The organism is Nocardia sp. NPDC003693, assembly GCF_053981095.1.
On record NZ_JBSFNO010000001.1, the window covers coordinates 510,096 to 525,310 of the forward strand.

Consider the following 15,215-nt stretch of genomic DNA (forward strand, 5'->3'; position numbering starts at 1 on the left):
GGGCCTATCTCCGTACGACCTGATTCAGCCACGCTGTCATGTAGTCGAGCACCGCCGGGTCGATTGTCGTGGCAATCGATACATATTCGTCGGGCATGCCGGTCTGCGCCGACTGCATCAGGTGATTGGCGCCGTCGAAGGTGTGCACGGTCGCGGCCGGATTTCCGGACAGAAAACTGCGCATGAGGGGGTCGTTCACCGCGGCATCGACCTGAACATCCTTGGTTCCGAACAAAGCGAGGGTGGGTATCCGGAGAGCGCGCAGCGCCGGTTCGGGATCGTAGGTCGCCTGGGCGGCGTATTCCTGATTGATCGCCCCGTCGATATCCGCGTCGTCGGCCCGTTGGTTCTCGGGCAGGCGCTGATTCGCGGCTCTGGCATTCGTGCGCGCTTGGTCGAAATTGCCTTCGCGGAGTAGATCGCATTCGGTGCGTACGGCCGCATCACTGGCCGCCAGTTCATCGGTGGTGGAGGTTCCGGCCGCGCGGAGCTGTACGCGCATCTGATGCGCGAGCACCTCGCATCCCGTCTGTGCCGGTCCCGCCATCAGCATCGCGAATGCCACGCTGTCGGGCGCCTTCTGCGCTACCAGGGGTGCCAGTGTGCCGCCCTGGCTGTGGCCGAGCAGCCCGATTCGCGTGCGGTCGATATCCGGCCGTCCCCGCAGGAACGAGATCTGCGCGAGAACATCCGAGGCCAGGTCGTCGTAGGTGGCCTCGCTCTTGTCACCGGTCGTCGCGCCGACCCCGCGGTCATCCGTTCGGAGCACCGCGAATCCCGCCCTGGTGAACGCGTCGGCCAGCACCAGGAAGGGCTTGTGCTGCGCGAATTCCTCGTCCCGATTGTGTTTTCCACCGCCGGGAATCAGGACCACCGCGGGAAAAGGGCCGTCCCGGTCGGGGACGGTCAGTGTGCCACCGATTGTTGTTCCGGAATTCTGGATCGTCACGTCCACCGAATGATAGGCATCGTCGGACTCGTTCGTCGTCTGCGCGCAGCCGGCCGCGACGGCCGACATCAGCAATACAACGAGGGCGGATACACCTCGGACGGCTCTGGAATTCATGGGCGCCCCCGGCTGCTGGATTCCGTCGAATGGCGGACTCTTCCGTTCATAGGAGAAGGGTAGGTAGCCGAATTCGCTACGCACATCGGGGAATACCCGGAGGCTCCCCGGAATCGCGACGAATCCCAGCCCTGAGCCGCCATCCGGCGGAGTGCTCGAACGCCGGCGCATTCCGCTGCCAACTCGAGTCCCACCCAGTCGAACGATCCGGTCGATTTCCGATGCTTCCGCCCGCCATCGCGTAAGCCTGATCGGACATTCCATCGATGTGGAGGGAGCGGTGTGCTCGAGCCTGCGCCGACCTCGAACGTGCCCCGGCTGTCCGAACTGACCGGCGACGCGGCCGCGATGCTGCGGGTCATCGACTACTTCGACGCCTTCGACGAGTCGGCGGCCAACGCCGACACCGTCATTCGCGCGACCGCGCTGCTGGCCGAATGCCCGGTCGGCGCGAGCTGGCCCGGCGGTCCGGTGATCCGATACGACGCGGCGGGCAGATTGCTGCCCGCCCGCACCGCCGGACCCGAACCGAAGGACCTGGAACCGGCGGTTTGGCTCGAGCGGCCCGATGGACAGCCACGCGCGACCGAGCCCGACGACGTGCCGTCCTGGGCGGCGGCCCCGCATCCGCTCGATGACGTGGTGCTGGATCGGTTGCGGCACTGTCTACGGGTGGTGGCCGCGCGCCAGGCGCCGAACCCGCTGCGCATGGATGATCCCGCGCTGCTGGAAGTGGTGCTGTCGGACAAGGAGCGGCGCGAGGACCGAGTCCGCGCGATGCGGCTGCTCGGGCTCGATCCGGCTCGGTTCACCAGGGTCCTCGCTGTTGCCGGGCCCGGAGCCGCGGTCGCCGTGCGGATCATCGGCGAGCATGTACCGGTGCTGCGGCAGGCGACGATCGGATCGACCACGGCGATCCTGGTCCAGGACTTCGGAATATCCGACGGCACGGTGGATCTCGGCAACCACGGGCATGACTCAGCCGGGACGAACGGCGCCGTGCGTTCCGACCGGGGCACGGACGTCGCAGAGTCGAGCACAGCAGGACCCGGACGGCTCTCGATGGTTGATCGCGGCCTCTCGGACACCTTGAATGCAGCTGTGGTGCAAGCATTTCCGGCGTCCCGAACAGGAGCCGAGGGCCCGTGGATCGGCGTGGGGGAGCGGTTGCCCGCATACGCGGCGGCCACATCCTGGGAGCAGGCGCGGCGGGCCCTGCGCTTCGCCTCGTCGACCTGGCACGGACGCCGGGTGATCGCCTTCGAGCGCCTCGGCGCGCTGGAGTTGCTCGCGGACCTGCCGGTCCAGCGGTTGCTCGGCGTCGCCGACGTGACGCGCGTCAACGAGTTCGCCGCGACCGAGGCGGGCGCACTCGCGGTCGACACCCTCGAGGCGTTCTGCGTCTTCGGCACCCTGCGCCGCACCGCGACCGAGCTGCATCTGCATCACTCCACGGTGGCCGCGCGCATCGCGCAGGTGGAGGCCGTGATGGGCTGGGATGTCGACGACGCGCTGGACCGATTCACGGCCACGCTGGCGTTGTTCGTGCGCCGCATGGCGCTCTCGTCCACGCAGTTGTCGGCCCCGCCCGACCCGACAGGCGTCGGGTCGGGAAGGTGATACCCGCGACGGACGGCGGGTGATCCGGATCACTCCGCTCGGCGACGATCGACGGGCACGGCACAGCCGGTGCGGGAGAAGGAGATTCACACCATGCCCATCGTCGAACCCACCAAGACCTGGAAGCTGCTCGAAGAGCGGCTCGCCGTCACCGCCAACGAGCGGCACCGCCGGGTGCTCGAGATCGTCATCGCGCACATGAAGGCCGAAGCGGTGCCGGACCTGGATGGTCTGATGAAAACCCTGGTGGCCGAACCGAATTACCACTTCTGGCAGTTCGGTCAGGATGTCGGCCCGAAGGGCTGGGACGGCGTGCGCGACTACTACGCGGCATTCGTGGCGAGCAAGTCGAACATCCTGGAGTTCGAACTGGACCGCCTGCTGGTCGACGACGACTGCGTGGTCACCGAAGGCTATCTGCGCCAGATCTACCCGGGCGCGTACGCGGCCCAGATCGGCCTCCCGATCGAGGACCCCGCGGCCGACTACCTGATCTCGTTCCGGCAGCTGCTGCTGTGGCCGGTGAGCGAGGCCGGGCTGATCATCGGCGAGGACTCCTACCACTCGGGCCCGGTCGAGATCCGCAAGCTGTCGTTCGACGAACTGCCCAGCGAGTACGTCGAACTCGTGTACCCGGGCGTGTGAGAAGCGCGAGACTCTGCGAATGAAAGGCGAATCGGACATGACGGACCAAACGGTGGCACAGAACCCGGCCGGGCGGCGTGCGGACATCGCGAGCCTGCTGCTCGACCGGCTCGGTGACGAGCGGCTCGGTCTGCGCACCCGGGAGCGGGACTGGACGTGGGACGCGGTGGTGCGGGAATCGGCGGCACGCGCCGAACTGGCCCGCGACCTGCGGCGCGACGGGCCGTTCCATATCGGCGTACTGCTGGACAACGTGCCCGATTTCGTCTTCTGGCTGGGTGCGGCCGCGCTGGCGGGCGCGACCGTCGTCGGCATCAATCCCACCCGCGGCAACGCGCAACTGGCGGCCGACATCCGCTACGTCGACTGCCAGCTGATCGTCACCGACGCGGCCGGCATGGCCCGCCTGGGCGGTCTCGACCTCGGCTTGGAGCCGGATCGGTTCCTGCTGGTGGACGACCCGGCCTATACCGAGCGACTGGCGGCGTACACGGCCGAGCCGGTCGCGCACGCCGGTGCGGAGGCCCTGCTGCTGTTGCTGTTCACCTCGGGCACGACCGGCACCTCGAAGGCGGTCAAGTGCACCCAGCGCCGGCTGGCGATCCTCGGCTACGCGGCCAGCGACAAGTTCGGCCACATCCGCGAGGACGTGGACTACTGCTGCATGCCGCTGTTCCACGGCAACGCGATCATGGCCCTGTGGGCGCCGGCCCTGGTGAACGGCGCGACGGTGTGCCTGACCCCGAAATTCTCGGCGACCGGATTCCTCTCCGACGTACGGTATTTCGGCGCGACCTTCTTCACCTACGTGGGCAAGGCGCTGGGCTATCTGCTCGCCACCCCGGCGACCCCGCAGGACGCCGACACCACCCTGGTCCGCGGATTCGGCACCGAGGCGTCGGTGGCCGACCAGGCCGAGTTCCGCCGCCGTTTCGGGGCCGAGTTGTTCGAGGGATACGGTTCGAGCGAAGGCCCTGCCCTGGCCGCGCTGGATCCGGCCGCACCCGCCACCGCACTGGGCCGCCCGGCGCATCCCGGTGTGGCGGTGGTGAATCCGGAGACGCTCGAGGACTGTCCGCGCGCGGTGCTGGACAGTCACGGCCGTGTGCTGAACGCCGACGAATCGGTCGGCGAGATGGTCGACAAGGCGGGCGCGATCGTCTTCGAGGGCTACTACAAGAACGATGTCGCTGATGCCGAGCGTCTGCGCAACGGCTGGTATTGGACCGGCGACCTCGGCTACATCGATGAGGCCGGGTTCCTGTATTTCGGTGGCCGCAAAGGCGATTGGCTGCGCGTCGACGGGGAGAACACCTCGACACTGATGATCGAACAGGTGATCCGGCGACATCCCGCGGTGATTGCCGCCGCCGTCTACGGCGTCCCGGACCCGCGCTCCGGTGACCGGGTGATGGCGGCCATCGAGGTAGCGGATCCGGAATCCTTCGACACCACGGAGTTCGCCGAGTTCCTCACGGCCCAGGATGATCTCGGCTCGAAAGGCGCGCCCCGCCTGCTCCGCGTCTCCGCCCGCCTCCCGGTCACCGGCTCGAACAAGGTGCTCAAACGTGAACTCCAGGAACAACGCTGGCACACCGGAGAGCCCGTCTACCACTGGTTCGGCCGCGGCAAACCCGAGTACGAACCCCTGACGGCTTCCGCCAAGGCCGAACTCGAAGCCGAGTTCGCCTCGTTCGGCCGGGGCAACCTGTTCTGACTCCGCTGCCCAGGCAGCCGCAGCGCCGAGATCGCCACGACCGGTCACTGCGCTCGGCTGCGGGAGGCATCAACTTTCGGGTGTGGGCGGGCGGTTCTCGGTCGGCCGAGTGCCCGGGCCGGTGAATCAGCCTCTGGTCCACACGGTGTCAGCGGGGTCCTCGGGCGACACCCAGTCCTTGTCGAAGAACCACACCAGCCCGTCGCCGGCCGCGGCCAGCTCGAGCGCGACGATCTCACCGAGCACCGCCCCCATGGACCTGGAATCCGCCGCCGACATCTCGATATTTATCGCGAGGCGTACTGCGGCCAGATGATCGCGGATCCGCTCCGGCCCGGGGCCGGTGGCCTCAGCGATCACTTCGTCGAGGATCTCCGAAACCTCTTCCGCGGGTATGGTGTTGACCGAGATCAGTAGTGGATGACCGGACTCCGTCCAGTGCACCTCGAGCGGCGAACCGGGATGCACTCTGAGATTCGCGGCGACCGAATCCGCTGCCGCCGCCGCCAGTTCATCGTCGTCGTACACCGTTTCGGCCCAGGTCGCCAGGTCGGCGACCTCGATCCATCCGCGAATCCGCTCGGGCTCGAGCCGGATCGTCTCGCGGCAGTACACGCTGATCCACTCGGCCACGTGCACACCCTAGCCCCAGACGAGCTGGCCCAAGCGATCCGGCGCCACCTCGGCCTCAGCCGAGAGAAATCCCCAGCTCCTCGGCGAACACCCGAATCATGTTCTGCACGCCGATCTCGTTGCGCCCGATGATCATATGGTCGTGCTGGCCCCGGCGAACGGCCTCCCCACACTGGGGCAGCATGGCGAAATCCTCGTCGCGGACCGCGGCGTGGACCTGTGCGTAGATCTGGTCGTACAGCTCGCGCTGTTCGGCGGTGGTGGCCGGGACCCGGCCCATCCAGCTGTGCCGGACCGTGCACCGGGTGGGGGAGTCGACGGGCAGCATGTCGATGATCTCCACCCCGACGGGGCTGTTGGCCAGGATGAGGTTCGGGTAGACCCAGTAGATGACCCCCATCTGATGCGAGGGATCCCAGGACCCGGTCGGATCGGCGTCGAGGTCGGTGATCCAGGTGAAGGGAAAGCCCATGCGGTGGTGCTTGCCGAACTTGTCGAACACCATGGTGTTGGCCAGCGTGTTCTGCCCGATCACGCTCTCGCCGTGCACGAACGGAAAGTGGTAGCCCTCGGCGAAGGCTTCCAGCGCACCCTTCCAGCTGACCTCGGACTGGAATTCGCGATCGTCGTGGTACCCGTATGCCGAGTAATTCCATTGCGCGAGTTCGGCATCCAGCGGACCGAGATGAGCGTCGAGATCGATGTCCGCGCCCGCGGTCAGCACCGCCCAGATGAATCCGTGGCGTTCCTCGGTGGGTAGTTCGACCAGCCCGTAGTCGGCGCGGTCCATACCGGTGAAGCCTTCCTTGCCCGGCACACCCACCAGCTTGCCCGTCGAGTCGTAGGTCCACGCGTGATACGGGCAGGCGAACCGCTTCGCGTTGCCGGAGCCGCAGGCGGGCATCGCCCCACGATGGCGGCAATAGTTCAGGAAGACATGGCTTTTGCCGTCGCGATCCCTGGTGATCAACAGGGAATCACCCAGTACCGAGCGCACCACGAAGTCGTGGGGCGCTGCGAGTTGTGCGCCGGGCACGATCGCCAGCGGTGTGCGGCGCAGCACGTTGTCCAGCTCGAGCTGGACGAGCTTCTCGTCGCGGTAGTAGGTCAGCGGCACCCGCAGCACATCCTCGGCCAGTTGGGTGCTGCGGTTCAGGGCGAAATTCAGAGCGCGGCGAGTGAGGTTCTCGTCCAGGGGCGCGGGATTCAGGAGCGGATGAGTGGGCATGAGCTCTCCTTCTGTACAAGACGACCATACACTTTGCGTCAAGTCGTATTGTCTAACTTGTTCACGCTCCCTTTTGCCGTATTAGGGTGGCCCGATGCGCACACACGGCTGGGCCGGCACGCGGCCAACCAGCGACGCGGAAGCGGTCGATCGCATTCTCGAGGCGGCTCGCGCGGCGATCGACCGCGGCCTGGAGCCGGGAATCGCCGACGTCGCCCGCGCGCTCGGGGTGTCCCGGCAGACGGTGTATCGCTACTTCCCGGGCACCGATGCCCTCCTCGCGGCCGCCGCCGAGCGCGCGGCAGGCGATTTCGTGGACGTGCTCGCCCGGGACCTGGCCGGAATCACCGACCCCGCCACCGCGGTGGTCGAAGGCATCGCCCGAACCCTCGAACGTCTGCCCCGGGAACCACAGGTCGCCCTGCTGATGACGCCCGGCCGCCGAGTTGGCTTAGCCGCCGGCGTGACGTCGGCGATAGCCCGCGACTTCGGCCGCTCGATCCTGGATCGCTTCGACGTGGACTGGCCCGCAGCGGGATTCGACGACACCGCGCGCGATGAGTTGATCGAGATGATGCTGCGCACGCTGCAGTCGTTCATCATCGACCCCGGCGACCCACCGCGCGAGGGCGCCGACCTACGCCGCTATCTCCGTCACTGGGTCGCGCCGGCCCTGGACCCCCGGACTCGCACCACACCGTCCGAGCGGTGACGAACGGGCATCGCCCCGTCTCTCAGCCCGCTGAATAGTTCAGTGCGCCAAGGGCGTTCATTCTCCAGCCGAGTGCCGGGTTCTGGCTTGTGTGCAGGGGTGGCATTCGATTCCTAGTCGTCCTCGCCCTGCGCCCAAGCCGCCACCGGCATCGACAGATAGATCCCGAAATCGTCCAGACCCGTAGCCTTTTCGAGGTTCTCATGCAACTCGTCGACCCGTTCCTGGCGGTTCTCGGCCCGGCTCGGGAAGAACTTCGAGCGGATCTCGACCACCACGTCGAGGCCGCAGCGGTCGTACGGGCCGAGCGCGCGGAACCGGACCTCCACATCACCGGGTTGCAGGTCGCCGTCGTAGGGCTCCTCGGGGCACTCGACCGCGAGGGAAACCAGGTGCGGCAGAACATCACCCAGCTTCCGCAGGGCGGACTCGGGGACATGTGGGGCGTAGACGACCTCGACCAGGGGCACTATCGCAGCCTACTCAGGGACGGATTCGGCCGGTCGCGGCGGCGACGGGGAGCGCAGGCGCAGCGGGTCGACCGTCCGTAGCGAGAGCGCCGCGATCGCGGCGACGACGGTGGCGGCGGTGACGTGCCAGAGGTTGTACATCCCGTGGGACCCATCCGGATTGAACACCAGCATCAGCCAGGTGCACAGGCCCACCAGCGTCATCAGCGTGGTGGTGGACAGCGCGAAACTCGCCGCCAGGGCAAGGGGCCACGAGTAGTACCAGGGCAGCGCGGCGGGGGAGAGGACGACGATCGCGACGAAGGCGATCACGATGCCCAGGACCGCTTCCCGCTCGCTGTGCCGGAACCGCCACCAGGTCCAGGCCAGCACCGCCACCAGCGCCAGCATGCACAGCGCCCGGAGCGGGTCGAGCAGCGCGTCCGGGCGCAGCGGGGTCTGCGCGGCGATGATGTCGCGCAGTATCGTCGGCAGCGAGAGCCATTGAATGATCTTCTTCGATCCGGACAGCGCGGTCAGCCAGCCGATCCCGACACCGGCGAGCATCGTGGCGGCCGCGAAGACCGCGGCGAACACGCCCAGTCCCAGGCCCGCGATCCTGGCGAAGATCCGAGCGGGATGCGGCATGTCGGGGGTCGGCCGCGCCGCGTCGTGCGGCCGTTCGCTGTTCGGCACATTCTCGGGGGCGCGTCCGGCTCGCTGCGCGGCCCGCCGCTCGCGCTCGTGCAGCATCCAGATCCACACCAGGAACGGCAGTGCGACACCCGCGGTCGCCTTGATCGCCACACCGATCGAGAGCACCACGATCCCCGCCGCGTGCTGACGCTCGAGCACCAGCGCGACCGCCGCGCACATCAACCCGACCATCAGCATCTCGTTGTGCACGCCGCCGAGCAGATGGATCAGTACCAGCGGATTGAGCACCGCGAGCCACAGCGCGACCGCGGGCCTGCCGCCGAGATGCCTGGTCAGATACGGCACCGCCCACACCATCAACGCCAGGCCGGGCAGCATCACCAGCCGCAACGCGATGGTTCCCGCTATGACGTTGTCACCGGTGATGCCGGTGACCGCGCGGCCGAGCAGCAGGAAGATCGGCCCGTAGGGCGCGGTCGTGTGGGTCCAGACCTCGCTCACATTGTCCAGCAGCACACCGGGATTGAAGACCGGTCCGACCGCGTACGGGTCGAAGCCGTCGCGTAGCAGCGCGCCTTGGGCGAGGTAGGAGTAGGCGTCGCGGCTGAACAGGGGCGCCGCGAACACCAGCGGGACGCTCCACAGCGCTACGACGGCGCGCAACTCGCGCAGCGTCACCCCGGTACCACCCCGGATCACGGTGCGGCCCAGTCGAACCCACGAGGCGATCATCAGCAGCACGCCGATCCAGACCATGATCGTGGCGAGCGCGTAGCCGTGCCCGAACCGCAGCCACGACAGGTGCAGATCCTCCATCAGCGGGTCGTGGACGCGGGTCGCGCCGGCGCCGAAACCGCCGCAGGTGATCATGATCGCGCCGAGCAGACCCCACACCGCCTGATGCCCTTCGGGGCCGCGGACGAAGTCGGCGTGGGTACGCAGCCGATCACGGAACCCCGGGCCGGGCACCGTGCGGGCGACGGGCTCCACGGTGCGATTCGCGGTGGCGTGCGGTGCCGTGAGCATCGCGTCATTTCTGCTGTCTGCCATGTGTTTCGGTCCCCCGCATCCGTCAACGATCGCCGCAGCGCCGCACATCGACGGGTGGCCGCGAGTCGACGCTTTCACATTCCGCGCATCATCGGCTACTCGACAGGTTTGCTGTGTGCCCGCAGTGATCGTTCGTCGCGCCCACGTGCGTCCCACTCAGCAAACGTGCAAGCTCCGGCCCCGGCGTACTACCGGTCCCATACACACCACTGAATCCCTCTCGGTCCGTAGATTTTCCGATGCCGGCCGCTTCGAGTCCGACACGCGGTCCGTGTCGACGCACTGGAATCAGCAAACTCACAGTTACTGTCGGTATCGACGCGAATCCACACCAACCAGACAGAAGCGTCGTGCATCGAATATGCATCGATTGGGGTACCATCGTCCGCACACGCACTCGAACGGACGCTTGACGGGGTCAGCCCGCCTCAGTGCCGGTCACCTGTCTCGATCCGACCGGCGGTGCGACGGGTCGGCCCGATAGAGATCTGACCAGCGGAGGAGTTCTCGGCATGGCTCGATATCTCGTGGCGGCGAGTCCGATCCCGGGCCATGTCGCGCCCATGCTGACCGTCGCCGCGGATCTGGCCCGACGCGGTCATCAGGTGCGCTTTCTCACCGGCGAGAGCTTCCTGGAAACGGTGACGGCCCAGGGCATTTCCTGCTCGGCACTGCCCGCCGACGCCGCGGTATCGGTGAACGACGTGGCCCGCGAACCCGCACCCGGACTGCTCCGCAAGTGGCGCAACGGCAACGCCGAACTGCGCGCGGGTTTCCTGGACCCGATCGCCGGCCAGTACCGGGCACTGCGCCGCGAACTGGACGGCGCCCACGTCGACGCGGTCCTGGTCGACGTGATGTTCACCGGGGCGATCCCGCTTCTGCTCGCGCAGCGGCCGCGCCCGGCCGTGGTGGCCTGCGGCGTCGTCCCCCTGATGCTCTCGAGCTCCGATACACCTCCCTTCGGCATGGGATGGCAACCGCAAAAGGGCCGTGACTACACGGCGATGAACCGGTTCGTACGGCAGGTGCTGTTCAGCAGCACGCAGCGCAGGCTCGACGCCACCCTCGATGCGCTCGGCGTGGGACCCGCGCCCGGATATCTCCTCGACTGGCCGCTGCTGGCCGATCGGCTGCTCCAGTTCACGGTCCCCGGCTTCGAGTACCCGCGCGGCGACCTGCCCGATTCGGTCATCTTCACCGGCCCGCTCCCCGGCGTACATCCGCCCAGCCCGTGGGACCGCCCATCCGCCCGGACGATAGTCCACGTGACGCAGGGGACCTGGAACAACAGTGACCTCGGACAGCTGATCGCCCCATCGCTGACGGCACTGAGCGGGCGCGAGGACTGCGCCGTGGTGGTGAGCACCGGCGGTTCACCGATGCCCGCCGTTCCCGTCCCGGCGAACGCCCGGATCACCGACTTCGTGCCCTACGACCAACTGCTGCCGCACGTGGACGTGATGATCACCAACGGCGGCTACGGCGGTGTGCAGCAGGCACTTCGGCACGGCGTCCCGGTGATCGTCGCGGGCGAGACCGCCGACAAACCCGAGGTGGCGGCCCGGGTGGCGTACACCGGCGCGGGCATCGATCTCCGCACCGCCCACCCCACGCCCGCCGCCATCGCGGCCGCGGTCGACAGAGTCCTGAACTCGCCCGAATTCCGTTCCGCCGCCGCGAGAGTGGGGCGTGAGATGCGAGCGAGCACACCGCTCGAGCTGATGTCGAACGTACTCACCGACCTGCACGAGAACCCATCCCGGACAGGCGTTCCGGCCTCACGAAACGGTATGGCCCGATGAGCACCGTATCCTTCGATCCCGCCCGGACCCCGCTCGATGCGGGGCCACCCGATCTATCCGTGGGATTCGCGAACTGGCACACCGACACCCGGGCCCGGGTACTCGGCGAGCTCACCGACTTCCTGCGCCAGACGCGGGTGAAGGAGCTGTCCGCCGCCGGCGTGGACGAGGTCCTCGCGCAATACGCCGTCGGCGGCAAATGCCTGCGCTCGGGATTCATGTACCTGGGCTGGCTCTGCGCCGCGGCGCCCGATGCCGCCGCCGTGCGTGCCGCGGCCAGCCTGGAACTCCTGCACGCCTTCGCACTGCTGCAGGACGACGTCATGGACGACGCCGTGCTGCGCCGCGGCTCCGACGCCGCCCACGTCCGGCTCAACGCCCGATTCGGCGGCCGAGCCGGAGCGGTACCGGGCTTCGGGACCTCGGCCGCGACGCTGCTCGGGGATATGTGCCTGGTCTGGTCCGAACAGATGCTGCGCGAGAGCGGCGTCGGCGCCGAGGCACTGGCGCGACTGTGGCCCCGGTACGACGCGATGCGAATCGAGCTGGCGGTGGGCCAGTTCGCGGACCTGGCCAACGACGTCCGCGAGCGACCGAGCCTGGACACCGTGGTCGACATCGCGCGCGCCAAATCGGGCAACTACACCGTGCGCCGGCCGCTGGAGCTGGGCGCGGCACTCGCCGGTGCGAGCGAGACGATGCTGACCTGCCTCGGGCACTACGGAACCTTGATCGGCGAGGCGTTCCAACTGCGTGACGATCTGCTCGGGATCTTCGGGGCGGACTCGGTCACCGGTAAACCGCAGGACAGCGACCTCGGCCAGCACAAGGCCACCAGCGTCGTGGTCGCCGCGCTCGACATGAGCGCGAGCAGCGCCCGCCACGAGCTCGCGGACCTGGTGGATCGGCCGGAGCTCGACGCCGCCGCGATCGAGCGCTGCCGCACGCTCATCGCGGCATCGGGTGCGCCCGACCGCATCGAGGACATGATCGCCGACCGGGTCCGCGACGCCGTGCACGCACTGCGTGATTGCGCGCTCGGCCCGGATCGGCAAGCGGCACTGGAACATATGGCGCTGCTGTGCAGTGCCCGGCAGTTGTGACGAGAGGAAGTCCGATGCGCACGGTCACGGGACGCAGCGATCACATCGTGGTGGTGGGGGCCGGCCTGGCCGGCCTGTCCACCGCGATACACCTGGCCGCGCGCGGCCGCACGGTGACCGTGCTCGAACGGGAACCGGTCCCGGGCGGGCGCATGGGCAGGCTGGACTTGAACGGCTACCGCATCGACACCGGCCCGACCGTGCTGACGATGCCCGGGCTCCTCGAGGAACTCTTCGCCGCGGTGGGCGAGCGGATGACCGATCGCCTCGACCTGATGCCCGTCGATCCCGCCTACCGGGCTCGATTCGCGGACGGACGCACCCTCGACGTGCACAGCGACGAGGAGCGGATGGTCGGCTCGATCACCGACTTCGCGGGCGCCGAACAGGCCGCGGGCTACCGGCGTCTGCGGGACTGGCTGACCCGCCTGTACGCGACCGAGTTCGACCGGTTCGTGGCGGCGAATTTCGATTCGCCGCTGTCGATGTCGATCCCGGCACTGGCCGGGCTGACCGCTCTGGGCGGATTCCGGCGCTGGGACCGCAAGGTCGGCGAGTTCATCACCGACCCGACCCTGCGGCGGGTGTTCACCTTCCAATCGCTCTACGCCGGGGTCGCACCCGATCGGGCACTGGCGGCGTACGCGGTGATCGCCTACATGGACACGATGTCCGGGGTCTGGTTCCCGCGCGGCGGCATGCGCGCGGTGCCCGCCGCACTCGCCGACGCCGCCGAATCCGCGGGTGTGCGTTTCCGATACGGCGCGAGCGTGAGCGAGCTCGAGCGCACGGGCGGCCGCGTGGTCGCCGTGCACACCGATCAGGGCGAGCGGATCGCCTGCGACGCGGTCGTCTTGACGACCGAACGGCACCGCACCTACGAACTTCTCGGTCATCGCTCGCGCCGCCCGCTGGCCGTGCGGCCCGCGCCGTCGGCGGTGGTGCTGCACGTCGCGTGCGAGCAGAACACGCGAATTCCCCATCACAGCCTGCTGTTCGGCGACGCCTGGCACAGCGCGTTCGCCGAGATCATCGAGCAGGGCAGGGTCATGTCCGATCCCTCGCTGCTGGTGACGCGACCGACGGCGAGCGATCCAACCCTGGCCCCCGCGGGTCGCGATCTGCTGTACGTCTTGGCTCCCGTACCCAATCTCCAACGAGGACATATCGATTGGGAGAGCCGGCGCGAGGAGTACGCGGAGGAGGTTCTCGACCTCGCCCGTGCCAGGCTGTCCACCGATCTGCGCGACGCCGAGGTGCTCCGCGTCGTCACCCCGGCCGATTGGGCGCGCCGGGACATGCTGGCGGGCAGCCCCTTCGCCCTCGCCCACACCTTCAGCCAAACCGGTCCGTTCCGGCCGGCCAACATGATTCGCGGGTTCGAGAACGTCGTGCTCGCGGGCGGGTCGACGGTGCCCGGGGTGGGAATTCCGCCGGTGCTGATCTCCGGACGTCTCGCCGCGGACCGCGTCACCGGGCACCGCGAACGGAATCGACGCGTCGCCACCGCGGGTGACGCCACCGCCGGGACGTCGCGATGACGCGCGCCGAGCTCGACGCCGCCGGGATCACCGATCCGGGCCTGCGCGAGTCGTACCTGCGCTGCCGGGAGCTCAACGCCGCCCACGGCAAGACCTTCTTCCTCGCCACCCGGCTCCTCGCCCCGGATCAGCGGCCCGCCGTACACGCCCTCTACGGCTTCGCCCGGCGCGCCGACGACATCCTCGACGAGTTCGATCCGGCGCTGACCCCGGCCGAGCGCGGCACCAGATTGGACACCCTCGCCGGGCAATTCGGCGCGGCCGACGACGGCGGCGATCCCGTGCTCGCCGCCGTCCTGCACACCGCGCGGGCCTACCGGATTCCCCCGGACCTGTTCGAGGCGTTCCTGACCTCGATGCGCATGGATCTCTCGATCACCGACTATCCGGACCGCGCGGCCCTGGACCGCTACGTCTACGGCTCGGCCGAGGTGATCGGCATACAGCTGCTGCCGGTGCTGGGCACCGTCGAATCGGTGGCCGCGGCGACACCGTACGCGGCGGCCCTCGGAAAAGCCTTTCAGCTCACCAACTTCCTGCGCGATGTGGACGAGGATCTCGCACGCGACCGGGTGTATCTGCCCGCCGACGAACTCGCCGCCCACGGTGTGGACCGGGACCTGCTGCGCTGGTGCCGCGACCGCGGCCGCGTCGATCCACGGGTCCGGAGCGCACTGGCCGAACAGGTCGCCAACACCCGCGACATCTACGCCTACGCCCGCGCCGGGACCCAGCTGCTCGCACCGCGATCACGACCCTGCGTCGAGACCGCCGCCGTACTGTACGGGGAGATCCTCGATCGCATAGAGGCCGCCGATTTCGAGGTGTTCGGGCGGCGGGCCACGGTCGGCACCGGCCGCCGGATTCGGGTCGGCACAGCGGGTTTCGTGCGCGCGTGGCGAGCCCGCCGCGCCCATCCGGCCGAGGGGACGGGACGGCTCCCGGTTCCACCGGTCGGCGCCCCCGACCCGTCCGAGCGCGGGTGATGA

Annotated in this window: 13 protein-coding genes; 8 read left to right on the plus strand and 5 right to left on the minus strand. The window is 68.6% G+C overall.

The features are described 5' to 3' along the window. Positions 1-4: 4 nt before the first annotated feature. The gene (locus tag ACWDOP_RS02695) at positions 5-1,330 is read right to left on the minus strand and encodes an alpha/beta hydrolase family protein (RefSeq protein WP_456343597.1); all 1,326 of its coding nucleotides are present in this window, start codon (positions 1,328-1,330) and stop codon (positions 5-7) included. A gap of 18 nt (positions 1,331-1,348) precedes the next feature. On the opposite strand from ACWDOP_RS02695, the gene ACWDOP_RS02700 reads away from it, so the two are divergent. The 3 genes from ACWDOP_RS02700 to ACWDOP_RS02710 all read left to right on the plus strand — a co-directional run bounded on the left by ACWDOP_RS02700 (position 1,349) and on the right by ACWDOP_RS02710 (position 5,048). Beyond that, complete coding sequence (locus ACWDOP_RS02700; protein ID WP_456343598.1) at positions 1,349-2,686, plus strand: PucR family transcriptional regulator; 1,338 nt, start codon at positions 1,349-1,351, stop codon at positions 2,684-2,686. A gap of 93 nt (positions 2,687-2,779) precedes the next feature. Continuing rightward, positions 2,780-3,331 (plus strand): nuclear transport factor 2 family protein, encoded by a 552-nt coding sequence (locus ACWDOP_RS02705; protein ID WP_456343599.1) that lies wholly within the window; start codon positions 2,780-2,782, stop codon positions 3,329-3,331. Positions 3,332-3,368: 37 nt separating this feature from the next. Further along, the gene (locus ACWDOP_RS02710) at positions 3,369-5,048 is read left to right on the plus strand and encodes an AMP-binding protein (protein WP_456343600.1); all 1,680 of its coding nucleotides are present in this window, start codon (positions 3,369-3,371) and stop codon (positions 5,046-5,048) included. Between the two features lie 126 nt (positions 5,049-5,174). On the opposite strand, the gene ACWDOP_RS02715 is transcribed toward ACWDOP_RS02710, so the two are convergent. Together ACWDOP_RS02715 and ACWDOP_RS02720 are read right to left on the minus strand one after the other, a co-directional pair. Beyond that, complete coding sequence (locus tag ACWDOP_RS02715) at positions 5,175-5,681, minus strand: hypothetical protein (RefSeq protein ID WP_456343601.1); 507 nt, start codon at positions 5,679-5,681, stop codon at positions 5,175-5,177. 55 nt (positions 5,682-5,736) lie between these two features. Further along, on the minus strand, positions 5,737-6,909 hold the full coding sequence (locus ACWDOP_RS02720) for an aromatic ring-hydroxylating oxygenase subunit alpha (RefSeq protein ID WP_456343602.1): 1,173 nt from the start codon (positions 6,907-6,909) through the stop codon (positions 5,737-5,739). Between the two features lie 94 nt (positions 6,910-7,003). Here ACWDOP_RS02720 and ACWDOP_RS02725 point away from each other — a divergent pair, with 94 nt between their 5' ends. Next, positions 7,004-7,621 (plus strand): TetR/AcrR family transcriptional regulator, encoded by a 618-nt coding sequence (locus ACWDOP_RS02725; protein ID WP_456343603.1) that lies wholly within the window; start codon positions 7,004-7,006, stop codon positions 7,619-7,621. Between the two features lie 113 nt (positions 7,622-7,734). Here the strand turns inward: ACWDOP_RS02725 and ACWDOP_RS02730 are convergent, their stop codons facing one another. Further along, entirely contained in the window at positions 7,735-8,091 is a 357-nt protein-coding gene (locus tag ACWDOP_RS02730) for a hypothetical protein (RefSeq protein ID WP_456343604.1), read from the minus strand. Positions 8,092-8,100: 9 nt separating this feature from the next. Further along, a complete protein-coding gene (locus tag ACWDOP_RS02735) occupies positions 8,101-9,753 on the minus strand; it encodes an alpha-(1->6)-mannopyranosyltransferase A (RefSeq protein ID WP_456343605.1) in 1,653 nt (550 codons plus the stop codon). A 536-nt stretch (positions 9,754-10,289) separates the two neighbouring features. Here ACWDOP_RS02735 and ACWDOP_RS02740 point away from each other — a divergent pair. The 4 genes from ACWDOP_RS02740 to ACWDOP_RS02755 are packed head-to-tail and all read left to right on the plus strand — an operon-like array spanning position 10,290 to position 15,212. Then, positions 10,290-11,582 (plus strand): glycosyltransferase, encoded by a 1,293-nt coding sequence (locus tag ACWDOP_RS02740; RefSeq protein ID WP_456343606.1) that lies wholly within the window; start codon positions 10,290-10,292, stop codon positions 11,580-11,582. Next, positions 11,579-12,685 carry a polyprenyl synthetase family protein gene (locus ACWDOP_RS02745; protein WP_456343607.1) on the plus strand — a complete coding sequence of 369 codons (1,107 nt, stop codon included), beginning with the start codon at positions 11,579-11,581 and terminating at the stop codon, positions 12,683-12,685. Before ACWDOP_RS02740 ends, ACWDOP_RS02745 begins: the two co-directional genes overlap by 4 nt. Positions 12,686-12,699: 14 nt before the next feature. Further along, complete coding sequence (gene crtI / locus ACWDOP_RS02750; protein ID WP_456343608.1) at positions 12,700-14,226, plus strand: phytoene desaturase family protein; 1,527 nt, start codon at positions 12,700-12,702, stop codon at positions 14,224-14,226. After that, the gene (locus tag ACWDOP_RS02755) at positions 14,223-15,212 is read left to right on the plus strand and encodes a phytoene/squalene synthase family protein (protein ID WP_456343609.1); all 990 of its coding nucleotides are present in this window, start codon (positions 14,223-14,225) and stop codon (positions 15,210-15,212) included. The genes crtI and ACWDOP_RS02755 overlap by 4 nt, the downstream gene beginning before the upstream one ends. The last annotated feature ends 3 nt before the right edge of the window (positions 15,213-15,215 follow it).